The 24235-nt window shown below is 36.5% G+C and carries 22 protein-coding genes; 7 read left to right on the forward strand and 15 right to left on the reverse strand.

All coding sequences use genetic code 11. The features are described 5' to 3' along the window. Nucleotides 1-220: 220 nt before the first annotated feature. Entirely contained in the window at nt 221-643 is a 423-nt protein-coding gene (locus ACT9TX_RS12575) for an NUDIX hydrolase (RefSeq protein ID WP_481338646.1), read from the forward strand. A 65-nt stretch (nt 644-708) separates the two neighbouring features. Here the strand turns inward: ACT9TX_RS12575 and holA are convergent, their stop codons facing one another. From holA to ACT9TX_RS12595, 4 genes are all read right to left on the reverse strand, one after another. After that, nucleotides 709-1707, reverse strand: a complete 999-nt coding sequence (gene holA / locus ACT9TX_RS12580) for a DNA polymerase III subunit delta (protein ID WP_481338647.1) — start codon at nt 1705-1707, stop codon at nt 709-711. Between the two features lie 168 nt (nt 1708-1875). After that, the gene (locus ACT9TX_RS12585) at nt 1876-2922 is read right to left on the reverse strand and encodes an ABC transporter permease (protein ID WP_481338648.1); all 1047 of its coding nucleotides are present in this window, start codon (nt 2920-2922) and stop codon (nt 1876-1878) included. Between the two features lie 57 nt (nt 2923-2979). Next, a complete protein-coding gene (locus tag ACT9TX_RS12590; RefSeq protein WP_481338649.1) occupies nt 2980-4080 on the reverse strand; it encodes a BT_3928 family protein in 1101 nt (366 codons plus the stop codon). Between the two features lie 90 nt (nt 4081-4170). Beyond that, nucleotides 4171-4713 carry a DUF1599 domain-containing protein gene (locus tag ACT9TX_RS12595; protein WP_481338650.1) on the reverse strand — a complete coding sequence of 181 codons (543 nt, stop codon included), beginning with the start codon at nt 4711-4713 and terminating at the stop codon, nt 4171-4173. 104 nt (nt 4714-4817) lie between these two features. Between ACT9TX_RS12595 and folP the strand changes: the two genes are divergently transcribed. Further along, nucleotides 4818-5642 (forward strand): dihydropteroate synthase, encoded by an 825-nt coding sequence (folP, locus tag ACT9TX_RS12600; protein WP_481338651.1) that lies wholly within the window; start codon nt 4818-4820, stop codon nt 5640-5642. A 367-nt stretch (nt 5643-6009) separates the two neighbouring features. Here the strand turns inward: folP and ACT9TX_RS12605 are convergent, their stop codons facing one another. The 6 genes from ACT9TX_RS12605 to ACT9TX_RS12630 form a co-directional block, all read right to left on the reverse strand. Continuing rightward, entirely contained in the window at nt 6010-6720 is a 711-nt protein-coding gene (locus tag ACT9TX_RS12605) for a gluconate 2-dehydrogenase subunit 3 family protein (RefSeq protein ID WP_481338652.1), read from the reverse strand. A 100-nt stretch (nt 6721-6820) separates the two neighbouring features. Next, the gene (locus tag ACT9TX_RS12610) at nt 6821-8563 is read right to left on the reverse strand and encodes a GMC oxidoreductase (protein WP_481338653.1); all 1743 of its coding nucleotides are present in this window, start codon (nt 8561-8563) and stop codon (nt 6821-6823) included. Between the two features lie 69 nt (nt 8564-8632). Beyond that, complete coding sequence (locus ACT9TX_RS12615; protein ID WP_481338654.1) at nt 8633-9118, reverse strand: asparaginase domain-containing protein; 486 nt, start codon at nt 9116-9118, stop codon at nt 8633-8635. Between the two features lie 36 nt (nt 9119-9154). Then, nucleotides 9155-9982 carry a class I SAM-dependent methyltransferase gene (locus ACT9TX_RS12620; RefSeq protein ID WP_481338655.1) on the reverse strand — a complete coding sequence of 276 codons (828 nt, stop codon included), beginning with the start codon at nt 9980-9982 and terminating at the stop codon, nt 9155-9157. An 8-nt stretch (nt 9983-9990) separates the two neighbouring features. Next, complete coding sequence (locus ACT9TX_RS12625; protein WP_481338656.1) at nt 9991-11436, reverse strand: B12-binding domain-containing radical SAM protein; 1446 nt, start codon at nt 11434-11436, stop codon at nt 9991-9993. A gap of 11 nt (nt 11437-11447) precedes the next feature. Further along, nucleotides 11448-12416, reverse strand: coding sequence for a hypothetical protein (locus tag ACT9TX_RS12630; protein ID WP_481338657.1), 969 nt, complete (start codon nt 12414-12416; stop codon nt 11448-11450). A 142-nt stretch (nt 12417-12558) separates the two neighbouring features. Between ACT9TX_RS12630 and ACT9TX_RS12635 the strand changes: the two genes are divergently transcribed. From ACT9TX_RS12635 to kynU, 5 genes are all read left to right on the forward strand, one after another. After that, nucleotides 12559-13659, forward strand: coding sequence for a glycosyltransferase family 4 protein (locus ACT9TX_RS12635; RefSeq protein ID WP_481338658.1), 1101 nt, complete (start codon nt 12559-12561; stop codon nt 13657-13659). After that, on the forward strand, nt 13656-14780 hold the full coding sequence (locus tag ACT9TX_RS12640; RefSeq protein WP_481338659.1) for a glycosyltransferase family 4 protein: 1125 nt from the start codon (nt 13656-13658) through the stop codon (nt 14778-14780). The genes ACT9TX_RS12635 and ACT9TX_RS12640 overlap by 4 nt, the downstream gene beginning before the upstream one ends. A gap of 145 nt (nt 14781-14925) precedes the next feature. Next, entirely contained in the window at nt 14926-15801 is an 876-nt protein-coding gene (locus ACT9TX_RS12645) for a hypothetical protein (RefSeq protein ID WP_481338660.1), read from the forward strand. Between the two features lie 131 nt (nt 15802-15932). Beyond that, on the forward strand, nt 15933-17237 hold the full coding sequence (locus ACT9TX_RS12650; protein WP_481338661.1) for a bifunctional folylpolyglutamate synthase/dihydrofolate synthase: 1305 nt from the start codon (nt 15933-15935) through the stop codon (nt 17235-17237). 4 nt (nt 17238-17241) lie between these two features. Continuing rightward, on the forward strand, nt 17242-18507 hold the full coding sequence (kynU, locus tag ACT9TX_RS12655; protein ID WP_481338662.1) for a kynureninase: 1266 nt from the start codon (nt 17242-17244) through the stop codon (nt 18505-18507). Between the two features lie 124 nt (nt 18508-18631). Here kynU and ccsA read toward each other — a convergent pair whose 3' ends face one another. The 5 genes from ccsA to ACT9TX_RS12680 form a co-directional block, all read right to left on the reverse strand. Further along, nucleotides 18632-21079 (reverse strand): cytochrome c biogenesis protein CcsA, encoded by a 2448-nt coding sequence (gene ccsA, locus ACT9TX_RS12660; protein ID WP_481338663.1) that lies wholly within the window; start codon nt 21077-21079, stop codon nt 18632-18634. Between the two features lie 129 nt (nt 21080-21208). After that, nucleotides 21209-21664: a cytochrome c maturation protein CcmE domain-containing protein gene (locus ACT9TX_RS12665; protein WP_481338664.1), complete on the reverse strand. Its 456-nt coding sequence runs from the start codon at nt 21662-21664 to the stop codon at nt 21209-21211. 484 nt (nt 21665-22148) lie between these two features. Further along, a complete protein-coding gene (locus ACT9TX_RS12670; protein WP_481338665.1) occupies nt 22149-22877 on the reverse strand; it encodes a DUF4197 domain-containing protein in 729 nt (242 codons plus the stop codon). Between the two features lie 65 nt (nt 22878-22942). Beyond that, entirely contained in the window at nt 22943-23635 is a 693-nt protein-coding gene (locus tag ACT9TX_RS12675) for a Sir2 family NAD-dependent protein deacetylase (RefSeq protein ID WP_481338666.1), read from the reverse strand. Nucleotides 23636-23734: 99 nt separating this feature from the next. Then, the gene (locus ACT9TX_RS12680; protein WP_481338667.1) at nt 23735-24133 is read right to left on the reverse strand and encodes a hypothetical protein; all 399 of its coding nucleotides are present in this window, start codon (nt 24131-24133) and stop codon (nt 23735-23737) included. Between the last annotated feature and the right edge of the window lie 102 nt (nt 24134-24235).

Below are 24235 nucleotides of genomic sequence, written 5' to 3' on the forward strand. Positions count from 1 at the left end.
TTCAAGTTTCAAGTTTCAAGTTTCAAGTTTCAAGTTTCAAGTTTCAAGTTTCAAGTTTCAAGTTTCAAGTTTCAAGTTTCAAGTAAACTCAAATGCAGAAGTAGTAATGTAAATTGCGCAATCCAAAAATAAATTGACCATTGACCATTGACCATTGACCATTGACCATTGACCATTGACCATTGACCATTGACTTCTCACTATTCACTATTTTTACCGTATGGAAGCACAAATAATTAAAGCCGGTGGCGGTTTGGTTTTTAATGAAAAAGATGAGTTATTGATGATTTTTAGACGTGGTTTTTGGGATTTGCCAAAAGGTAAACTTGATGAAGGCGAAACCATAGAAGCTTGTGCCGTAAGGGAAATACAAGAAGAAACAGGCTTGCTAGAAGTAAGTTTAGGCAAGTTTATTGGCATTACACAGCATCAATATTTTGATAGATTTATAAACAAAGAAGCAATTAAAGAAAGTCACTGGTATGCAATGACCGCCAATAGCAGCCAAGCATTACAACCACAAACAGAAGAAGATATTACCGAAATACGTTGGGTAAATAAAACTGAGTTGCCAGTATTACTAGCCAAAAGCTACCCAAGCATTGTAGAAATTGTTACAAAATATGAAACCGCTGATAGATAATGATATGTTGATGTGCTATGATTTTGAAAATCATGGCAAATCATTGCCATCACATTAATCAGCGGTTAGCTCATCATTTTTACAATCAACTCTTTCATTAAACCAGCATCATCTGCGCTGCCATTGCCTATACCAATGCTGCGCAGATTGTAGCTGTGTAACAATAGCAAAATACGCTCAACACCTTGCTGGCCGTAGTTTTTAGCTGATTGCATATAATCTTTCATGAAGTAAGGATTAACGCCAAGTGCTGTTGCAATGTCTTTTTCATTGTTGCTTGGCACACCAAAAATCATATAGGTTTTACTGAAAAAATTATACAATGCTGGCAATATCATTTGTATGGGCGCAGCCTTGGGGTTTTGCTCAAAATAGTGTGCAATACGAATGGCTTTTGGTAGATTCTTTTTAGCCAATGCATCTTGCAATTCAAATACATTGAACTCTTTGCTTACGCCAATGTATTTCTCAATATCATCCTCTGTAATGGCCTTGCGGCCTGCAAGATTTACAGCTAGTTTTTCAATTTCGTTTTGAAGGCGACTTAAATCGTTGCCAATATGGTCTACCAGCAGCAATAAGGCTTTTTGGTCAATACTTAAACCATGCTGGTTAATCATATTGTTAGCCCAATCTGGTAATTGATTGTCATACAACTTTTTAGTAGACAACAACTCACATTTTTGCTTTAAAATCTTGGCTAGTTTGCTTCTACCATCTACCTTTTTTTCTTTGTAACTAACCACAAAAACAGTTGATGGCAAAGGATTTTCAATATAACCTTCTAGCTTATCAATATCCTTCATGTGCTGCGCTTCTTTAAGCAACACCACTTGCCTATCTGCAAACATTGGGTAACGCCTACAAGCATTTACCACATCAGCCCAGTTGGCATCACGGCCATAAAATATGGTTAGGTTAAAACTGGCTTCGCTTTCAGAGAGAATTTTGTGTTCTGCATAATTCACAACTTCATCAATAAAATATGGCTCATCACCTTCTAACCAATAGACAGGTTTAAATGCTTTTTTCTTAAAATCAGTGATAATTTTCTCAGCAGACATGGGGCAAATTTAGCCTAGATAGAGACACGGATGAAACAGATTTTAATAGATAAAGCCGGATTTTTAGTGAAATATACGCTTAGATAAAAGATGCAGAGCGAACCGAACGTACAAGTGTGGACGCAACAAAAGCATCATAGCACTACTACTGATGGTAACCAAATAAATCTACAACTTAACTCTAGGGTCTACAATACCATAAAGCACATCGGCCAAAATATTGACGAGGATAAAAAACGTGGCGGTAATTAATACGCTGCCCATTACCACAGGAAAATCAAGTTTTTCTAAGGCATCAACGGTTACTTTGCCAATGCCTTTCCAACCAAATATGTATTCAACGAAAAATGCGCCTGCCAACAACTCAGCAAACCAACCTGTGATAGCTGTAATGACAGGATTGAGTGCGTTGCGCAAAGCATGCTTGAAAATTACGGTGCGCTTGCTTACGCCTTTGGCATAAGCGGTACGAATATAGTCTTGCTCAAGTACATCAAACATGGCGCTACGCGTAAGTTGCACAATAATGGCCAAAGGACGAATACCCAATGTAATGGCTGGCAAAATGAGATTTTTAAGTTGCAAATGCTTGCCTGTAAAGGCGTCAATATCGTACAAACTGCCTGTCATGCTGAGACCTGTGTAATGGCTAAGCACAAAGCCAAACAAGTAAGCCAAAATAATGCCCATGAAAAAAGAGGGCGCAGAAATACCCAAAACACTAGCGAAAATACTACCTGTATCGCAAATGGTGTTTTGCTTTACAGCCGCCAAAACGCCTAACAAAATACCAATAACCGTAGCAATAAACATAGCTGTGAGTGCTAGAATAATAGTACCTGGCAGGGCTTCAAACAGTACATCGGTTACTTCTTTTTTGGTTTGATAAGATCGGCGCAAATAGGGCAATTTAATACCAACTTTTGTGGCGCTGCTACCTATAAAAAAGCCTTTGAGTTGCTTGGTTTCAATGTCTTCTGCTGAATGAATAGCTATTGGCGACACATCATTGGCATACAATAAAAACTGCTGCCATTTGGGTTTATCTAAGCCTAGTTGCTTGCGTATATTGTTGATAGTTTTTGCATCGCCACTTTGCCCTAACACCAACCTTGCAGGATCGCCAAAACCTTGAAACAGAAAGAACACAATTACCACCACACCTGCTAAAACTAGCAAGCCATAGAGAATTTTTTTGGTGATGAATTGAAGCATTGCTGATTTGAGATTTGAGATTTATGATTACTTGTTCGTGTAATTCGTGCAATTGTTTTAAAATTCGTGAAATCCCTTATTAAAATCTTGGTAACTAAACTTGTTTACAATGGTTGCATTCTTCATTAGTAAGTACGTTGCATTTACTCTTGCGGCGGTTTTAATTAATGTGGCATCGCATTTTAAAATGGTAATTCCTTCTTTTATAATGGGTTTTACTTCTTCGTCAGATTGTGAGGTAACATAAAAAATTGGTACATTGTTTTTATCACAAAAAGCCTTAGCAGCTTGCAAGTCTTTGTAAAACTTCGCATAATCAGCAGGTATTCGATTAGTAAATATTAGCACATACTTTGGCAAAGCAAAAATGGCATTAGTAGTATCTACACCGCTAAGATTGGTAAGGTTAAAGCTGGTAATTTTAGGTTCGTTACTGCCTTTTTTTACCAATTTATCTATACGATTTACGTAGATATAAGTGCTATCAAAATCTGCTGGAAAACTGTTTTGGTCAAACTCAACAGGCTTACCATTTTTAGTGTATTGGTAAATGATGGTGGTACTATCAGGCACATAGTTTTTAGGTTTTTGCATTTGTTCTACAATATTGTTGCCCACTTTGTAAGGCAAACAATCGTAAAACGGCAAATGGTTAAGTACATGGCTTTGCAACAATGTAAACAATAAACATGACGCAATGATAATAATTGCAGAAATACCATTGTTTTTAAATACAGGTTGTACACGTTTTCTGTAAATAAAAAGAACGAGAATAAGCACTAGCAGTACAATGTCTTTTAAGAAACTTTGCAGCGGTGTTAATGGTAAGCAATCACCTAGGCAACCACAGGTTTTTATTTTGCCACTCAACAAAGCATAACCTGTTAAAAAAGTAAACACTACAATAAGCGCTAGTAGTATTTTGGTAAAATATTTCATACCAAAACCTATAAGTAAAGCAATACCACAAACCACTTCTAGCACATTCATAAGTATAGCTAGCGATAAAGAGAATTTGGTAAGTACAAACCAGCCCCAAACCTCAAAAAACTCTTCCATTTTATAGCTTAGGCCAAGTGGGTCATTTACCTTAACTAAGCCTGAAAAAATAAAGAGTAAGCCAACTATCCAACGGATGATTAAAAGTGTTTGTTTCATAAAGTGAGATTGTGAATAGTGAAAAGTCAATAGTCAATGGTCAGTAGTCAATTGTGAGAATATCAATTTTACCATTAAACAATAAAACATTTAAGCCTCTGCATTCTGCAATATCAAAGCAAACACCGCATAGTTAATAATGTCAACATAATTCGCATCAATGCCTTCGCTGATAAGGGTTTTACCATCGTTCAGTAATATCTGCTTAATGCGCAACAACTTCATTAAAATTAAGTCTACAAAACTTTCCTGACTCATGTCTCTCCAAGCTTCACCATAATCATGATTTTTATTTTCCATCGTTCCTTTGGCAAAAGCTATTTGCTTGTTATACGCAATGTTTACTTGCTCTACAGGCAGTTCTTCAATTTTCGGTTCGTTCATTTCTAGCTGAATTAAACCTATTACTGCATAGTTAATAATGCCTTTAAATTCGCCCGCAACATCATCTGCTACTAGTTGCATTTTCTTTTCTTGAATAGTGCGAATACGAAGGGCTTTAATAAAAATTTGGTCAACCACAGATATGGTGCGCAACACACGCCAAGCTGTACCATAATCTTGTACTTTTTTCAAAAAAATATCCTTGCTATTGGTTATCACTGCATCGTATTGCTGCGAGGTATTGTTCATGTTGTGCCGCTTAAATAAACTGGTTTGTAAATATTTAATTGAACCTCTAAGATAGCACTAGTACTACTACCTTTGAAGCATTGCAATATAATAGAAACCACACAATGTTTACACTCAATTGTAAAGGCCGCCTGCTGATAATAGATAAACCCATTGTGATGGGCATTATTAATGTAACGCCAGATTCTTTTTTTGAAGATAGCAGACAACAAGCCATCAAGGATGTGGTAACTAAAGCAGAGCAAATGTTGCACGATGGTGCGACTATTATTGATATTGGCGGACAAACTACCAAACCTGGCAGCGAAGAAATAGGTGCGGAAGAAGAAATAAAACGTGTAGTACCTGTAATTGAAGCCCTTGTACAAACTTTTCCCGGTATTTATATTTCTATAGATACTTACCATGCAGCCGTTGCCAAAGCAGCGGTTGAGGCAGGTGCATGCATTGTAAATGATGTAAGCGGTGGCATGATGGATGCTGCAATGCTGGCTACTGTTGCAGCCTTAAACGTGCCATACATTTGTATGCACATGCAAGGCACACCACAAACTATGCAAGTAAACCCAACCTATGATAATGTAACCAAAGAAGTGTTAGACTTTTTTATAAAAAGATTAGACGCTTGCAAGCAAGCAGGCATTAAAGATGTAATTGTAGATGTTGGCTTTGGTTTTGGCAAAACGATAGCGCATAATTTTCAATTACTAAAAGAAATGGCTGTATTTAAAATGCTTGGCGCACCTATTTTAGCTGGCTTATCTAGAAAAAGTACTGTTTACAAAACCTTGGGTATTTCTGCAACAGAAGCTTTAAATGGTACCACTGTTTTAAATACGATTGCCTTACAAAATGGTGCTACTATTTTACGTGTACACGATGTAAAAGAAGCCAAAGAAGCGATTGTATTGGTGGGAAAAATGGAGTGATGAATTTTTAATTACTTCAATTAATTAGCAGTTTTCACATCTGTTGTAAATTTTCGTTCTAGTTGCCGTCATTTTGTCGTCTTTTAATTTAAAAAGTATCTTGAATACTTAAATTGTATGCCCAATTGACCGTACAAATAACTTTCTTTATCATACAAATAACTTTTTTTATTGTACAGGTAAAAATTATTGCCAAACAAATGATTTTCTTTATCGTACAAGTAATTCAGACTATCATGCAAAGCAAACAAATTATTCCCTAAATAACTTTATTGACCATCCAAATAAAAACGGTTGCCAAAATTTAGCAACCGTTTTTGGTATATTTTTGAGTTAGCAGAAAAGTATTTCTGCGAGCAATAATCTGTTATTTCACCACATCAAAACTTACACATTCTTTCAATTCTTTTTCAGTATAAGCAAGACCATATTGCTTTAACACATCATCAGGTACACCGTTCCATTGGTTAGGTACATTACCCATATAACCTACATCCTTCACCCCTATTTCTGATGTGTAAAAACCACTAGCAACCAAGTCTCTCATTTTAGAGAAAAAAGCAACACCGGGTTCTAAACCAGGTTTTACTTTTCCTCTTTTTACGGTATTACCTTTTTCATCTTTAAACTCAATTTCTGGATAAGCGATATCATCTACAATTTGAATTTGCTGTTCATGCGAAGCATCTACAAATGACGCATTGAAACGCTTAAAGCTTTCCATATCAAGCCATCGCAAACCACCACGAACAGGCGTTTGTAGCTCGGGTTTATCTTTTACAATAAACTCAATAAAGTCATGCACCTTAGCATCAGAAGCACTGCCACTTACGGCGTCTTTTGGTATAATAATATCCTCAAGTACTTTGATGGTTTTCATTTCATGGTCTGTAAAAAATGTAGGCTCAGCCATTACTTTATCGTAAGCGGCTTTCTCTTCTTTCATTCTGTCTAATCCTGCAAATGCATCTGCGCCTGTTTGTGGATCTTTTGCCGTAGGTGTTTTACAAGCTTCTATTACCAAGCCTGCCGATGCAGAACCAACTAATAATGCTTTTATCGATTTTCTCCTATCCATATCTATTTATGATTTGAAATTTGCAATTTTTTGCTCTGAGTTTTGAGTTCTAGGTTTTGTGTTTTTTACTTTAAACTCCAAACTTCAAACCCTAAACTGCTTAAATATTCTGCTTCTTCATTTCGTCAATAATGTACTCACTTGCACGCATTGATAATGCTAAGATTGTCCAAGTAATATTTTTATCAGCTTGGCTTACAAACTGCCCACCATCTACACAGAACAAGTTTTTACAATCGTGTGCTTGGCTGTGTTTGTTTAATGCAGAACGTTTAGGATCATTACCCATACGCACTGTACCAGCTTCATGAATAATTTTACCAGGCGCTTCAAGACCATAATTATTGCTAGCATCATCATTACCGCCCCAAGTGATTACTGCACCCATATTGTGCATAATTTCCTTGAAGGTTTCTTTCATGTGCTTGGCCTGATTAATCTCGTGTTCGCTCCATTTTACATTAAACTTCAACACAGGAATACCATATTTATCAACCATATTAGGGTCAATAGCACAATAGTTAGTTTCTAAAGGAATAGCTTCGCCACGGCCTGCCATACCTACACTTGCGCCGTAGAAATAACGGTAATCTTCTTTTAAACTAGCACCATAACCACCAGGTTGTTTTTGCGTACCATGTACAGCATACTTGCCATTTAACATTTGTATTGACCCACCAAAACCATAAGCAGGTTGGCTCATACCACCCCAATACTCAATATGGTAACCACGAGGAAAATCCAACTTTTTATTATCTAGCCACCAAGGGCTATACACGTGTAAACCGCCTACACCATCTTCGTTGTAACGCTTTCTGCCAAAGAGTTTGGGCAATACACCACCTAACGCAGCACCAGTACTATCGTGTAAATATTTACCCACAACATTACTATTATTAGCCAAGCCATTTGGATATCTTGCAGATTTTGAATTGAGCAATAAACGGGCACTTTCACAAGCACTAGCAGCTACAATTACTGTGCGGCCAGTTACTTGATATTCCATGCCATCATCCTTATTAATGTACGAAACACCAGTTGCCAAACCTTCAGCATTGGTAAGCACTTCACGAGCCATTGCATTAGCCACAATATCTACATTACCTGTTTTTAAAGCTGGATAAATTAATACATTGGTTGCAGAAAAATCGGCTTTAGCCATGCTACAATTGCGGTTACATTGGCCACAAAAAAAGCATTGCCCCCTGTCATTATTTAATTTTTGGGTAAGGATAGACATGCGTGAAGGAATCACATTTACCCCAGCAGTAGTTGCTGCATCCTTAATAAACAGCTCATGTAAACGAGGCTTTGGTGGCTTTAGAAAAATACCATCAGGATCGTTTTCTAAACCTTCATTGGTACCAAAAATACCAATCAATCTATCTATTTTATCGTAGTAAGGCTTTACATCTTCATAGCCTATTGGCCAGTCGTCACCTAGGCCATCAATACTTTTACGCTTAAAATCTTTTGGCCCAAAACGTAATGAAATTCTACCCCAATGGTTTGTACGACCACCAAGCATTCTAGCACGCCACCAATCCCAATCTGTACCTTTTTCTTTGGTATAAGGTTCACCGTCAATTTGCCAGCCCCAATAACAAGCATCAAAATCACCAAAAGGACGATGCTTTGTAGAAGCGCCACGACGTGGACTTTCCCAAGGATTTTTAAGTTGAGTTATGTTTTTTTGAGGGTCGTACATGGCACCAGCCTCGATTATGCAAACCTTTAAACCAGCATTGGCTAAAACATAGGCAGCCATGCCACCACCAGCACCAGAACCTACAATAATAGCATCGTATTTTTTAGGCTGTTTCTTAATGTTGAAATCTCCCATTTGGCAATCGTTAATTGAAATGGAAAGTTATGGGAAATATTTTCTGAAAAAATTACCGTTTATGTTTTTTTACAAAGCTTCAAAAATACCGTCCTGCCTATTCTTACGTACATTGTTTGCCTCAAAATAACAACCATTCATAGCTACATATACACCTTTAGGCAAGGTTTGCACGAATGCCAAAGCACTACCAAGGTTAAACAATCCATCAGAACTACCAAACTTATAAGGTATCATCGCACCAGTAAGCACAATTGTTTTATTCGTTATTTGCGCAGCTAATTTCTTAGCTGTTTCTACCATTGTATCAGTACCATGCGTAATAATAATTTCGGTTTCTTCAGCAGCTTTACAATAGTCTACAATGCTTTGTCTATCATCTTCTGTTAATTGCAAACTATCAGCCATCATTAGCGTATGTGGCCTTACAGGCGCAAGGTTTCTACCCAATTTTAGCATCTCTTGCAAGTGAGTATCCTTAAAGAATAATTCGCCTGTTAATTCATTGTATTCTTTATCGAAAGTACCACCTGTAACTAATATTAATATTGCCATAAAAGATGAATAATTGAGGTAGCAAAGATGGCTGTTTTATTGCTTTTTAAGTGTGATGATATAATAATCACCAATGATGGTAAAAGGCCAAATAGATTTCAATCTATCTTCTAATTTGACTAAAAATTGAAAAAAATTAGGGAATTTTATTGGAAAGTTTTCAATGAAAGATGGTGGCACAATTGTACACATACCTTCAAGTTTTAGCAAGCTAAAGTCTTTTTTTAGAGAATTAATTACATAAGAAGGATTATAATACCAACAACGAAAATACTGCCCCATGATATGTGCTTTAGCACCATATTTTTTTGTGCTAGTTAATCTACGAAATGCCAATTTAAATTCGCCTTTAAAAGCCAGTAAAAACTCCCAAAGAGAAAACCTTGGCATAATAACCAACGTAACTGTGCCATTAGGCTTTAATAATGCATTAAAATGAGATAAAACCTTGCTTAAATCTTCAGCACAATTTAAACCCGCAAAATTGCTGAAAATGCAGTCGTACAATTGATGATTGTCAAGATTATTAAGTTCAGTAAAACTGCATTTTTCAGTGGTTATTTTATCTGTTAAACCAGCAGCAATTACTTTTTGTTGTAGCATATTCTGCATGCCTTCTGAAATATCCGTTGCGAGTACATCATGACCTTGTTGTGCTAGCCAAATAGCATCATCACCTGTACCACTGTTTAATTCTAAGATAGTACTTTTTGGGGGCAAATATTTTTCTAATACTGCCCTTACTCTAGCTCGTTTGTAAGCAACAATTTTATTATCAGCGTACTCAACATCAAATACACTTGATTGTGTGCTGAAAGCCTTTGCAGCATTAATTTCATGTATTTTTATTGCTTTTTTTTCCATGAACGAATCTATACTTTTTGCAACTGCTTTAATTTAATAAAACTCAATTTTTTACCCAACCAATAATAAGGCATTTTTATTGCAGCCTTCAATCGTGTAAAATCGTTTTCAAGCAATAATTTACCAATATTAACTAACGCAGATTTACTTTTTTGCAAATGAAATACCTTGTGCGTGTGGCTGTACAAGTGCCTGTAATAACTTGGCGAAAATGTACCTTGATACATCATAGCTAAGTCATCAGAATCCGTCCAATTTTGCTTTTCTTTTAGTTGCTCTTTTACCTTGTTGTAAAAACCTGTACCCGGCAAAGGATAAGATACCGATATGCCAATATCATGCGGTAGTAAGTCTTTCACCATTTGCAATGTTAAATTAATGTCACTCGCTTCTTCGCCTAGGTAACCGTATTGCAAAAAAAGGCAAACCTTTACACCATATTTTTTCAAAAGTTTGGTTGCTTCGTATATCTGCTGAATAGTGGTGCCTTTATCCATCGCATCAAGCACTTTTTGTGAGCCGCTTTCTGCGCCCATCCAAACTTCATCCAAACCTGCTTCTACGAGATTTTTAATTGTATCTTCTTTCAACAATAAATCAGCCCTGCATTGTATTTTAAGCTTGGGCTTAATATTGGTTGTTTTTAAAAGCTTATTAAACTCACTTACCCAACCTGGTTTTAATCCAAAAATATCATCGCAAATCCAATAATGGCAAGCATCATGCTCTGTGTATAGCATATTTAATTCTGCCACCACCGATACCGCATCACGAGTATTATATCTATTACCGTAAATAGGTTTGGCGCACCAATTGCACTTAAAAGGGCAGCCTCTTGTAGTTGCAATATTCAGTGAAAAGTAACCGTGCTGCTGCATCCAAATAGATCGATAGCTGTAGATATTTATCAAATCCCACGCTGGCATTGGTAACAACTCAAGATTTGTAAGCACTTGCCTTTTAGGGTTTGTAACCAAGTGTTCATTAACAAGATAGCTGATGCCTAAGCATTGGTCAGTTGGTGTTTCTTCTTGCAACAACTCTAGCAAAGTCAATTCTGCTTCACCATTCATTACCACATCTGCACCAGCTTGCAAATACAAAAGCGGATTATCAGTAGCATCTGAACTATTTACCAATACTTTACAGCCAGCAGCTTTTGCAAGTGCTATCATCTCAAAGCAAGCATTACGCATGATGGTTAAACACATCTTACTGAGATAATTAAAATTATCATCGTATACTACAAAGTAATCTGGTTTAGATACTGCAATAATTGGTTGAATATTGTTGGGTGAAGTTTCTAAACTACTATCAAAAAGCGCCACATCGTGACCATCTTTTCGTGCCACAGCTGCTGCTATAATAGTGCCGTATGGTGGATAAGGCTTTTGTAACTGCCATTGCTTTTCATCAAGCCTGTAGAAATATGCATTTGTAAAAAGTACCTTCAACGTATAATCATTTATTGATGAAACGAATCTGCAAATGCATGGTGAAACTTAATGTTTAACAAACTTTCATATTGCTGCATACGACTAGTAAAAAGCGACATAATAGAACAATAATGGTCTTGCGTGTGAGCCTTTGCTGTAAAGCGTTTCAGCTCAAGCTCATTGGCATTGGCAAACCGTCTTGAAGCCATTTTTTTACGCCAGTTTTTTTGTGTCAACAACATCAATTTTTTATCAGCCCACTCACCAAATTTATTACTAAAGAGCGCTTCAAAAATTTGTTGTAATATGCTTTGCGTATAAGGTACGTACTGTGTAGTATGTTGGTTTGCGTTAGGAAAATATTGCTTTGTCCAATCATTATAACGTTGAAAAATGCGATAAGTTTTGCCATTGTAAGTTGGTATCAACGTTACAATTTCCATAGCCGAATAATAAGTGCGATGTTGAATAGCAAGATGCTGCTCATCTATCATATAATTGTAGCAAAAAAACTTACAACGATTAAAGAATAATAGCTTTTGGCAAATAATGAAAAACAACCTACAAACCCATAAACGATTGGGTGCTGTAATGATGAAATAATCAATATCAGATTGCTCGTCAATATAGTTTTTAGAAATAGACCCAGATAACATAACACCTCTAACAAAAGGAAAATGCTTTATAAGGGCAGTAACCCATTTAGCAATGCGTAAATATTGCATAGCTTTTTTATTGGCTTTTAAACGTTGCTCTACCAAACTTTTATCATTGCGCAGCAAATAGAAACCATTTATAAAGTATACATAACCACCTTGTACGAGCTCGCAAAGTGCAGGCTTTAAAGATTCAATAGAATCAATATCGCTGCGTTCAAAAACTTCAGTCAGGGTTAATGGATAACTAAAAATATCAGAGTAAATAAGCGCTTTTAGTGCTATTGCTGCATCAGCCGACACTAAAGGTCTCGATTTGATATAGGCAACAGCTAACGACATACAGAACCTTTTTTATTGTTATTCAACTATTGAATCGTAATTGAATAAGTAATGGTTGCCAATACTTTTGAAATTTTAAACAAAAAATAAAAGCAACCATTTTTAATATTTATACGATGTAAATGCAACTGGTTTAAAGCGTATGAGAATAGTGTACTTAAATTATTTCTGCTCAAAAAAATACGGTAAGCCAGAAGATTGGTTGGCTAAAATGCAACCTGTAAATATTGTACTAGAAGAACTAGCTAAAAAACATACGGTAATTTCTGTGCAGCAGATAGATTATAAAGGCGAAATTAAAAGACGCTCAGTTGATTATCGATTTGTAAACTTCTACAAAAAGACGACATTTCTACCCTTTCGCCTAAACCTATTTGTAAAACAATTACAGGCAAATGTGATTATTATTCATGGTACCGTATTTCCAATACAAACCATTTTATTAAGATTAATAGTTGGTAAAAATATTACCATCGTTATACAACATCATGCTGAACAATCATATAATGGATTAAAAAAAACTTTACAAAAATTAGCCTGCTCAATGATTAACGGCTATTTTTTCCCATCAACAATCATCGGTAATAATTGGCAGAAAAATGGTAACATCCCTGTCAATAAGCCCATTTTTAAAATACACGAAGGCGCATCAAACTTTCAAAAAGTAGATAAGCCTATGGCTAGATTATTTACCAAAAAATCAGGCCAGCCAATATACATTTGGGTTGGTAGATTAGATGCTAAAAAGCAACCACTACAAGCAATACAGGCATTTGCAAGTTTTTTGAAAGCGCAACCAACAGCTAAATTGTATATGCTATTTTACAGCAGTACCCTAATAGATGAAGTTGAGAGTTATTTGGCACAAAATGAATCTCTTTGCAACCATATTATTTTGGTTGGTAAAATAGACCACCAAGATTTGTTCAATTGGTATTCTAGTGCAGATTTTTACATCTCAAGTTCGTTACATGAAGGCACTAGCTTTACGTTATCAGAAGCCATGTCTTGCGGCTGTGTACCCATTGTTACCAATATTCCTACACATGTAGATATGCTTGGGAACAATTGTGGCCTATTGTACGAAGTTGGTAATGAAAACGCATTGTTTGAAGCATTAGAAGCATCAGTAAATCTACCAATTGAAGAAGAAAGCCTAAAGACATTACAACAATACAAACAGCACTTGAGCCCGAGTAGCATTGCCAATAATATAGAAGTAGCTTTAGCCAAATTTGTATGACAGAAAGAAAACACATTGCAATAATTACACACGGCGGTATTGGTGGTGGCCATCAAGGGCAAGGCATACCTGTAATGATGCAATTGGTAACTGGATTGGCTAATGAATTTGACATAACCGTTTTCTCATTAACGCAAGTAAACAAGGGCTTTGAACCGCCAAATTATACAGTAAAAACATTGCCCGTAAAAGACAGTACCAACTTATACTTTAGACTATTTTTACTATTACTGCTACTTTTCAAAGCACACATTAGTAAGCCTTTTAGCTTATTTCAAGCTTATTGGGGTTTTCCTGGTGGTGTACTTGCAGCAATTATGGGTAAGTTAACAAGCAAGCCGGTTGTAACCACTTTTAAAGGTGCAGAAGTCGTAAACCTACCAGAAATTGGCTATGGATTATTGGCTTCAAAACGTATGCGCTGGCTACTTAAGCAGGTGACTAAGCATACCAATTGTTTAGTAGCACAATCGAATAATCATCTTGCAAAAATTAAAGCAAGTGGCTTACCATATAATCAATTGACCATTATTTATGGTGGTGTAAATACGTCTGAAATACCTATAAACGTTACAAAATCACTAAAGCCAACCTATCAATTTTTTCATGCAGCAAATTTGAATTTGGTAAAAGACCAAACAACACTTTTACAGGCTTTTAAAATAGTATCAACACAAATTGATTGCGTGTTGCACATAGCTGGTTTTGATACTTTAGATGGGCAAATACAGCAATTGTCTAAAGATTTAGGCTTAAGCGAAAAAGTCGTTTTTCATGGTATGCTTTTGTACAACGAATTGCAAGCATTCTATCAGCAAGCAGATATTTTTCTACTTACATCTTTGTCAGAATCGCAAGCATTGGTAGTAAATGAAGCAATGGCAAATGGTTGTGTGGTTTGTGGTACAAGAGTTGGTTTATTGGCAGATTTAGAAGACAAAGCCACATTAGCCGTTACTGTAAAAGATGCTGAAGATTTGGCAAAAAAGGTATTACAGTTATTACAAAATGAAACACAATACAAGTCACTACAAGCCTTTGGCAAGGAATGGAGTTTAAAACACGACATCAAATACACCGTAAAAGCCTACACAGATTTGTACTATCAATTGATACAGTGATACTTTTTAATCATTCCAATCATTACTACATTTTAACCATACTTTACATCAATCCGTTCACAACCTATTGTAAAGCAGCGTAATTTTCAACATTGCAAATAATCCATAAACAGAAGCGTAAGTTTGTATGAACAATTATGCCCACATGCAAGTAGATTTTGAGAAAAATAAGAACCTAAAAGCTTCAGGCATTACACTGTTGATATGCAGCTTATTGTTTATCATTTTCTTTTTTGTACAATGGTCATTACCAAATATTCCTCCGCCAGTACAGGAAGAAGGTATTGAAGTAAACTTAGGTAACAGCGAAACAGGCATCGGTGATATTGCACCACAAACACCAGGCGAACCTTCTAAAGTTGAAGAAGCAGTTACGAACACACCACCACCTGATGCAAAACCAGCCGCACAGCAACCACAAAACATTGCCACAGACGAGAATGAAACCGATGAAGCAGCAGCCATTAATAAACCCACAAAAACTGTTATTAAAGCAAAGCAGAACAACAATCCACCAATAGTTGCTAAAAAGCCAAAAGCTGAAGTACCACCAACACCACCTGCACCAAAACCTCGTGCACAAATGGGCAAATATTCTGGTGGTAATGGTACAGGTGGTAACAATGGTGATACATATAACGGAGTAAAAAATCAAGGTATTGCAGGCGGTACTGGTGACCAAGGTAAACCGAATGGCAACCCAAACAGTGATAGTTATACAGGTAATGGCGGTACAGGCAATAGTGGTGTAACCATTAGAAGTGGGCTTGCTGGCAGACGCTTTTCTAAGCTACCAAGCTTTGAAGATGATTTTAATGAACCTGCAAAAGTAGCCGTAGATATTGTGGTAGATAAAAGTGGCAACGTTACTTCTGCTACAGTAAATCCAAGAGGCACTACCACTACTAATAGCAGCATTCGTAGTATTGCGCTGCGCAAAGCAAGAGAACTAAAATTGAATGCAGGCTCAGAAGATGAACAAACTGGAACGATTGTTTTTAATTTTAAGTTGAGAGGATAAAAGCCCCCTAGCCCCCTAAAGGGGAATAATTACTTTGATGAGATATTTCTTTTAATAATTTACTTTGCATGTCATAAGAATTGACTTCTTTCTTCTCACTTTTCACCTTTTACGTTTGACCATTCACCACAATGACTTACCAAGAAACGCTAGATTATTTGTTTAATAAATTGCCAATGTTTACCCGTATTGGCGCAGCTGCTTTTAAAAAAGATTTAACCAATACCATTACATTATGCGAAGCCTTAGGCAATCCTCATAAACAATTTAAAACCATACATATTGCTGGCACAAATGGCAAAGGCAGTACTAGCCACATGCTTGCTGCGGTATTGCAAAGTGCAGGCTATAAAACAGGCTTATACACATCACCACATTTACACGATTTTAGAGAGCGCATTAAGGTAAATGGGCAAATGTGTGAAGAAGCATTTGTGGTTGATTTTACAGAACGTGTCACGCCATTAATAGATACCATCGAGCCATCTTTTTTTGAGATTACGGTAGCCATGGCTTTTGATTATTTTGCCCAACAACAAGTAGATATTGCAGTTATTGAAGTAGGTTTAGGCGGCAGACTTGACAGCACTAATATCATTACACCAGAGTTATCTATTATCACTAATATTGGTTACGACCATATGAATATGCTTGGCAATACACTAGAACTGATTGCTGGCGAAAAAGCTGGCATTATTAAGCCAAATATACCAGTGGTTATTGGTGAATTTGTTGCTGAGACAAAGCCTGTTTTTTTACAAAAAGCGCAGCAAGAAAATGCACCTATTGTATTTGCACAAGAAAAAAGATACGTTGCTGATTTTAAAAATGAACATCACCAATTAGCCATAGATGTGGCTGAACATGTTAGCGACATTAGACATAGTTATGTTTTAGACTTACCTGGTATTTACCAAACTAAAAACTTACTCACAGTTATAGAAGCCATTCATCAGTTGCGCTTACAGGGCTGGCAATTGGATGAAGCCATTGTTAAGAAAGCATTACACCAAGTAAAAAAGCTAACTGGTTTTTACGGTAGATGGCAGTTAGTACATGAGCATCCAAGCATTGTTTTTGACGTAGCACATAATGAGGATGGTATTAAACAATTAACCGAGCAATTAGAACTATCTACTTACAAGCATTTACACATTGTAATGGGCATGGTAAAAGATAAAGACATTACCAAAGTGTTACAGCTAATGCCAAAAAATGCTACCTACTATTTCAGTAAAGCGCCTATGCCTAGGGCTTTAGAAGAAGATATTTTGCATGCAATGGCTGATGAATTTGGCTTAACTGGCAAGCATTTTAGTACAGTGAACAATGCACTACAAGCAGCTGTTAATGCATCTGATAAAAAGGATTTGATTATAGTGTGCGGCAGCGTATTCATCGTTGCAGAAGCTGACGTTGATGCCATAAAATTCTAACCTCATGACCATTGCATTTGACACATCATTATCTACTGCTAAGCAGCTAGATGCAGCAGATACATTAGCAACTTTTAAAGAGCAGTTTCATTTTCCAAAACATGAAGATAAAGATGTGATTTATTTCTGTGGTAATTCGCTTGGCTTGCAACCTAAGAATGTTGAGGCAGCTGTATTACAAGAATTAAATGACTGGAAAAACTTAGCCATTAGCGGCTTCGCAAAAGCAAAGAATCCTTGGCTTACCTATCAAGAATATCTAAAGCCAACATTAGCCAAAATTGTAGGCGCAAAAGCTAATGAAGTAACGGTGATGAACACCCTCACAGTCAATTTGCATTTATTGATGTTATCGTTTTACAAGCCTACCAAACAGCGCTTTAAAATAATGATGGAAGCAGGTGCTTTTCCATCTGACCAATATGCAGTAGAAACTTTAGCAAAGCATTTTGACCTAAATCCTGATGAAACGATTATTGAAATTGCACCAAGAGATGGCGAAAAATTATTACGCATAGACGATATTATTTCAGCAATAGCGACTCAAGGCGAAAGCCTTGCTGTGGTGATGTTTGGTGGTATTAACTACTATACAGGTCAGTTGCTTGAAATGGCTGCTATTACTGAATCTGCACATAAAGTAGGTGCAATTGCTGGGTTCGATTTAGCCCATGTTGCTGGCAATGTGCCTATGCAATTACATGATTGGAACGTTGATTTTGCTTGCTGGTGTAATTACAAATATTTAAACGGTGGCCCAGGCGCTATTGGTGGTTTATATGTACATGAAAAACATGCGAACAATCCTAATACACCACGCTTAGCTGGTTGGTGGGGTAATGATGAAGCCATTCGATTTAAAATGGAAAAAGGCTTTGTACCTAAAACAAATGCAAGCGGTTGGAATATTAGTACGGCTCAGATATTGAATACGGTTTCGCTGAAAGCATCTTTAGAATTATTTGAAGCTGCAACTATAGAAGCGTTAAGAGCAAAAAGTATTCAATTGACAAACTACCTAGAATTTTTACTTCATCAATTACCTAACATTCAATTTGAAATAATTACCCCAAAAAACGTAACTGAAAGAGGTGTACAACTAAGTTTATATTTCTTAGAAAATGGCAAAGCCATTCACCAAAAAATGATTGACAACGGGATTATTGTAGATTATAGAGAACCTGGCGTTATTCGTGTAGCACCTGCACCTATGTATTGCAGCTTTGAAGATGTGTATCGTTTTTATGAGATATTAAGAGATAATTTTTAGGCTTATTTCTCGCAGAAAACGCAGATTTCGCAGAAATACAAAAAGCAACTAATCAAGTCTAGGCTAATACCGTTTAAAGATTTGGGCTAAAAGTATTATAAACTTCAAATCCCAAATCGGTAACTTACTTCGCTTTCACCCTTTGATACACTGCCATACCAAAGCCAATTACAGTAATAATTACACCAATCCATAGCAAGTTTATCATAGGAAACTCGTACACTTTTAAGGTAATTAAATCTGTAATACCAGCAGTTTCTTTAATGCCTATTTCGAATTTACCATTCGCATCAGTTGGTACTTTGTTAAAAGCAATTACCATACTTTGAGAAATAATGGTATCGGTAATGCTACGTAATTCTGAACCTTTTAAAGCAATACCTGGTGTGGCTTTGTAACGCTTTCCTTCTTTAGAAAACACTTCAATATCTAAGAAAACGGCTTGTTCATCACTTGCATATTTGCTTTGCAATTCAGCAGGATTTTTATCTACTTTATGTAATACTAAAAAGCCATTGCTGTAGTAAGTGGTGTCGCCTACACCAATTTCTTTTTTCTGAAAAGTAGTTGTATCGGCTTTGTTGTTTTCTTGAAAAGATGAGATGTACACAAAAATATCCTTGTACCAATAATGCTTACTTGCAGGATTGGCAGCAAAACCTTCCATGTCTTTGTTATTCTTAATCAAATCAGGATACAATGAAAACTGCTCGCTGCTTGACTTTGATTGAAACTTAACCTCGAAGAAACGCTTTCTTTCTTTAGTATTAAATGTATCCTTTACATAGGTAACATTGTATTTACCCATATCTGTAGCAATGCCTTTAAACAACGTGATATTTTCAGCAGGATCTTCTTTTTTATCTTTCTTAAATGTGGCTACACCTGTAGTGTTCCAACTCAATACTGTCTTTTTGCTTGAAGAAATTAAAATACCAACCAACACTAAACCAAAACCAACGTGTGCCACTGAAGCGGCTGCAAATTTCAGTTTTCCTTTTATACCAATAATGATGTACGAAAAGTTAGCTACTGTAGAATAAACAGCTGCAAATATGGCCACATGAATAGCGCCTAAAAATCCTATACCATGTTTATCATAACTAATATTGCTAAAGAAGCTGATGGCTAAACTGATGGCTAGCGACAAAATAGTTGGCACTAAAATCTTCTTTGTAAAAAAGCCTTTAGGCGTGTCTTTATACTTTAAATATTGCGTAATGGCTGTCAGCAAACCAATAACGATAGCTACGAAAACTTGTATTTGATTATAGGCAAATTCAGGATCTTCTGATGGTGCGATTGATGCATTGAAGAGTTTATTATAAACAGGCACAGAAGTTTTTGCAATAATTAAAAGACCCGATAAAAAGAATACCAATGAGCCAATAAACATCCAAAATTCACGGCTATAAGTACTTTCTTCTTTTACAATAGTTGGTATAGATTTATAACGAACAAAGTATAAAACATAAGCTGGGATAACGAATACTAATAGAAATAACAACAACTGTGTATTCATGCCTAAATCGGTAAACGCATGTACAGATGTATCACCTAAAATACCGCTTCTGGTTAAAAAAGTTGAATAGAGAATTAATAAAAATGCCGTGATGTAAAAGAAGTACGTGCTACGCAAACTATATGCTGTGTGCTTGTACACCAAATTACAATGCAAGCCAGAAATCATTACCAACCAAGGCACCAACGAAGCATTTTCTACAGGATCCCAAGCCCAATAACCACCAAAGCTTAAACTTTCGTAGGCCCAAGCTGCCCCCATCATAATACCTAAGCCCAAAATACCTGCACTAAAAGATGCCCAAGGCAAAGCTGGCTTTATCCAACTGTGGTCATCTTTTTTCATAAGCCCTGCAAATGCAAAAGCAAATGGAATAATGGTACTTGCAAAACCCAAAAACAATACAGGCGGGTGAATCACCATCCAATAGTTTTGAAGTAAAGTGTTTAAGCCTCTACCATCTTTCATTAAGGTTAAATAATCTGCTCTAATGCCACCTGTTACAGTGTCTTGCATAATTGGTGCATTATCTAAAATACCTTCATTGCGTAATAAACTAAAAGGGCTACTACCTAGTTTGGCACTAAAAAAGTACAAGCCTATTAACATTGATGCCAAGCAGAATTGGGCAAAGCTTACTACAGTCATCGTTCCTGCTTCCCACTCTTTCGCTTTCCAAATTAATACCCAACCAAGTATACAATGCCAAAAGCTCCACAACATGAAACTACCTTCTTGGCCTTCCCAAAAACAACTTAACAAATACTCAACTTGCAGGCTTTTATCACTATGCTGCCAAGCGTACTTGTATTCAAATAAATGGTGTGAAATGATGTAATAGAGCGTTCCAAAAATGATAAAAACTGAAGCCGTTTCAGCGAAAAATGCCCAACGAGCAACCCGTAACCAACTTTTATATTCAGATGTGATAGACTGTTTTTTACTTGCTGTATAAAAAGCAATTGTAGCTACTAATGAAGCCACAAAAGAAACAACTGCAAAAAACTGTCCTATTTTACCGGGTAATAAATGTTCGCCTAAATATTCCATGTTGTGAGAAAGTGAGATTGTGAGTAGTGAATGGTGAATAGTCAATGGTCAAAAGTGAAAGGTCAAACATTGTCTTATAACTCAATGCCTTTCTGCCTCTTTGCCTTGATCCTCCTTGCCTTTTGCCTTCTATTTCTTAGTAAGACTATCTGAACTTACATAGCCGTTTTCGTCCATAGCGTTGGCAGCTTGTATGCTTTTACCAGCAGCACTTACATCGTCTTTGTATTTGCTTGGACATTTTAATAAAATGTCTTTACACTCAAAATGGTCACCGTTCATTTTGCCTTTTAGTACAATGCGCTCACTTTTTTCCATATCGGTGGGCTTAGTGTTGTGATACACCACTTTTACCGTATTGCCTAAAGTATCAACAGCGGTAAAGCTCAAGTAATTCGCATCTTTTGTAGCGTCGTATTGTATTGGTTGTGATTTATCTAGCTTGGCAATAAGATTTACAAACTTGCCATCTTTTTCTTTGGCTGATGTAATGGTTTCGTAAGTAGTAAGGTTGCCTGTAAAGCTGATTAATATAGTAATTGCTATCACAATTAATACTAACATGGCTATATGCGTCTTCTTCATGGTACTTTATATTTCGATGCGCAAAAGTAGTTGAAAAACAATTCGTGATGGCTGATGTTTGTCAGCTTTAGTTGTTAAAATGGGAAACTTTGAACAAACACTTAACCTATAATAAAAAACGTTCCTAAAGTGCAATCGTTACTTAACTATTGTTAGAACCTTGAAGTAAAACTGCCACATTTTCAGTAGCAGTTTTAGTGTTTTATTTTGCTGAGGGTATACTCTAGGTATACTCAAAGTATGCTCCTTCTTTACTTTCTGTTTGCTATATTGTTACTTGCTTTTCTGTCAGATTGCCAGTTACACGTGATATTAGATGATAGGATTTGATATGATGATATAGTGTTGAAATACAAGTGGCGGGTGAAGATACCCGCCACTAAAAAATATTTCGCTTCGATAAAAGCTCAATAAAGTATCTAACCGATGCAGTGTGGACGCAACAGACGCTAAATAGTAGTGCACTTGTTGGTGACATAAAAAACTACTTTGTACCAAACACTTTTTTCAATAGTTCCGTGGTTTGTGCCGCTGGATTTTTGCGAATCTTTGCTTCTTCTTGTGCTACTTGATAAAACATACCTGCCAAAGCACGGTCGGTTACATAGCCTTTTAAATCTGGATTTACCTTTTTAACAAATGGAATTTTATTGTATTGAGCAAACAAAGCAGACCATAACTGCGAAGCGCCAACTTTAGCCAAAGACGAATCAATTACTGGCGCAAAAGCTGCAGTTAAAGGCGTGGTAGTTTTACTTTTTAAATAAGTAGTTGCAGCGCTATCACCACCTTTTAAAATACCAAATGCATCAGTAATACTCATACTTGTGATGGCATTTACAAAAATAGGCGCAGCACTTTTCGCAGCATCTTCAGCAGCACGGTTCATGCTTACAATGGCATCATCTACTTGTTTATTAAAACCCAATGCACGTAGCTTTTGCTCCACTTTTTGTGCCTCTGGCGGTAGTAAAATTTTTACAGCAGCGTTACCTAAAAAGCCATCAACACCTGATAATTGTTCAGCACCTTTTTTTACACCAATTGCCAATGCTTCTTTAAGCCCCTTGCCTACTTCATCGGTGGTTAAGCCGCTAGTAGTGCCAGTTTTAGCAACATCGGTTGCCTTTTTAATTAAGCCTTTTAAGCCTTGTGCTTGTGAAAAAGCGGCTAAAACGGTGGTAGCTATTGCTAGTGTAATAATTTTTTTCATGTACTTGCTTTAATTGAGATAATGCGGCAAATTAACGTTGATTTTGTTAGTAAAACACTAAATAACTACTGCTTGGCAAGTAATAATTCTGTTAGTTCTGCAACCCCTTCACTTGCAGTTTTCTCAATCATGGTGATATTTTGCAGAGAAGATGTGTATGGTATTTTTTTATCAATAATAAATTTAGGAATACTGCGCTTTGCAATATCTATTAAACCAGCAGCAGGATATACTTGTAAGGATGTACCAACCACCACAAAAATATCAGCCGCAGCAACCACAGCAGCAGCCACTTCAATCATTGGCACTTCTTCTTCAAACCACACTATGAATGGTCTCAGTTGCGAGCCATCTTCTGCCAAATCACCAAGATTAATATCGCCTTTAATTTCGTATGTTTTAGTGCTATTAGCAACACTGCGCATTTTAAATATTTCGCCATGCAAATGCAATACATTAGTGCTACCACCACGTTCGTGTAAGTCATCAATATTTTGTGTAATGATGGTAACGTCAAAATGCTTTTCTATAGCAGCTAGGCCAATATGAGCAGCATTTGGCTGTGCTTGCGCCACATCTTTTCTACGTTGGTTGTAAAACTCTAAAACCAATGCAGGATTAGCTTTGAAGCCTCTAGGTGTAGCCACTTCATACACATTATAACCTTCCCACAAACCGCCACTGTCTCTAAAGGTTTTTAAGCCGCTTTCAGCGCTGATACCTGCACCAGTTAGTACTACTAATTTTTGCTTTGCCATGGGGTAAAAATAATTAAACCTTGGTGCTTTTAGTCTTCATTTTTAGATGAGATGCAGCGAGAGAAAATTTACATACAGCGAGCAATCGTATAGAGGGAATTATTGGCGTTTTAAAACAATAGCCAAGCTATCTTTTGATGTGATAGCAATTAAGCTATCGTTGGTTTTAGTGATGATGTAAGGCAGAAACGCCGTGTCATGTTTTACAAACAAAGTGTCTGCTTGTAAATAGTAATAGTCGCTAGTAGAATCCTTTGGCGATAACATATTGACAGTGCTATCTACATTGAATTTGAAGACATATTGGCTATCAAGTATAGCAGATGATAAGGCAGCAGCTACCGACGATTTACTATTATTTATTACTGTATCTACTTGCCATTTACCTACTATGTTAAAAGGCTGACTATTTTTTGCTTTGGGGGCAAACCATTTACATGAAATACCAGTAATAATGATGCTTGCAACAGCTATGGTTGCGATGATTATCTTTTGCATTTTTTGCGGTTTTATTTGTGAGAAAAATAAAATTGCAGGCCCGCATAGCTTAATAGTAAATAGCGGCAAATAGTAACCATTAACAATTGTTAAAGAATTGAA

The organism is Parasediminibacterium sp. HNIBRBA5674 (genome assembly GCF_056745525.1).

Coding starts and splice junctions, on each gene's coding strand:
- kynU (WP_481338662.1), top strand. CDS start 17,242: ATGACCATTGCATTTGACACATCATTATCTACTGCTAAGCAGCTAGAT.
- ACT9TX_RS12590 (WP_481338649.1), bottom strand. CDS start 4,080: ATGAAACAAACACTTTTAATCATCCGTTGGATAGTTGGCTTACTCTTT.
- ACT9TX_RS12605 (WP_481338652.1), bottom strand. CDS start 6,720: ATGGATAGGAGAAAATCGATAAAAGCATTATTAGTTGGTTCTGCATCG.
- ACT9TX_RS12620 (WP_481338655.1), bottom strand. CDS start 9,982: ATGGAAAAAAAAGCAATAAAAATACATGAAATTAATGCTGCAAAGGCT.
- ACT9TX_RS12595 (WP_481338650.1), bottom strand. CDS start 4,713: ATGAACAATACCTCGCAGCAATACGATGCAGTGATAACCAATAGCAAG.
- ACT9TX_RS12635 (WP_481338658.1), top strand. CDS start 12,559: ATGAGAATAGTGTACTTAAATTATTTCTGCTCAAAAAAATACGGTAAG.
- ACT9TX_RS12640 (WP_481338659.1), top strand. CDS start 13,656: ATGACAGAAAGAAAACACATTGCAATAATTACACACGGCGGTATTGGT.
- holA (WP_481338647.1), bottom strand. CDS start 1,707: ATGTCTGCTGAGAAAATTATCACTGATTTTAAGAAAAAAGCATTTAAA.
- ACT9TX_RS12675 (WP_481338666.1), bottom strand. CDS start 23,635: ATGGCAAAGCAAAAATTAGTAGTACTAACTGGTGCAGGTATCAGCGCT.
- ACT9TX_RS12575 (WP_481338646.1), top strand. CDS start 221: ATGGAAGCACAAATAATTAAAGCCGGTGGCGGTTTGGTTTTTAATGAA.
- ACT9TX_RS12585 (WP_481338648.1), bottom strand. CDS start 2,922: ATGCTTCAATTCATCACCAAAAAAATTCTCTATGGCTTGCTAGTTTTA.
- ACT9TX_RS12680 (WP_481338667.1), bottom strand. CDS start 24,133: ATGCAAAAGATAATCATCGCAACCATAGCTGTTGCAAGCATCATTATT.
- folP (WP_481338651.1), top strand. CDS start 4,818: ATGTTTACACTCAATTGTAAAGGCCGCCTGCTGATAATAGATAAACCC.
- ACT9TX_RS12650 (WP_481338661.1), top strand. CDS start 15,933: ATGACTTACCAAGAAACGCTAGATTATTTGTTTAATAAATTGCCAATG.
- ccsA (WP_481338663.1), bottom strand. CDS start 21,079: ATGGAATATTTAGGCGAACATTTATTACCCGGTAAAATAGGACAGTTT.
- ACT9TX_RS12665 (WP_481338664.1), bottom strand. CDS start 21,664: ATGAAGAAGACGCATATAGCCATGTTAGTATTAATTGTGATAGCAATT.
- ACT9TX_RS12630 (WP_481338657.1), bottom strand. CDS start 12,416: ATGTCGTTAGCTGTTGCCTATATCAAATCGAGACCTTTAGTGTCGGCT.
- ACT9TX_RS12645 (WP_481338660.1), top strand. CDS start 14,926: ATGCAAGTAGATTTTGAGAAAAATAAGAACCTAAAAGCTTCAGGCATT.
- ACT9TX_RS12615 (WP_481338654.1), bottom strand. CDS start 9,118: ATGGCAATATTAATATTAGTTACAGGTGGTACTTTCGATAAAGAATAC.
- ACT9TX_RS12670 (WP_481338665.1), bottom strand. CDS start 22,877: ATGAAAAAAATTATTACACTAGCAATAGCTACCACCGTTTTAGCCGCT.
- ACT9TX_RS12610 (WP_481338653.1), bottom strand. CDS start 8,563: ATGGGAGATTTCAACATTAAGAAACAGCCTAAAAAATACGATGCTATT.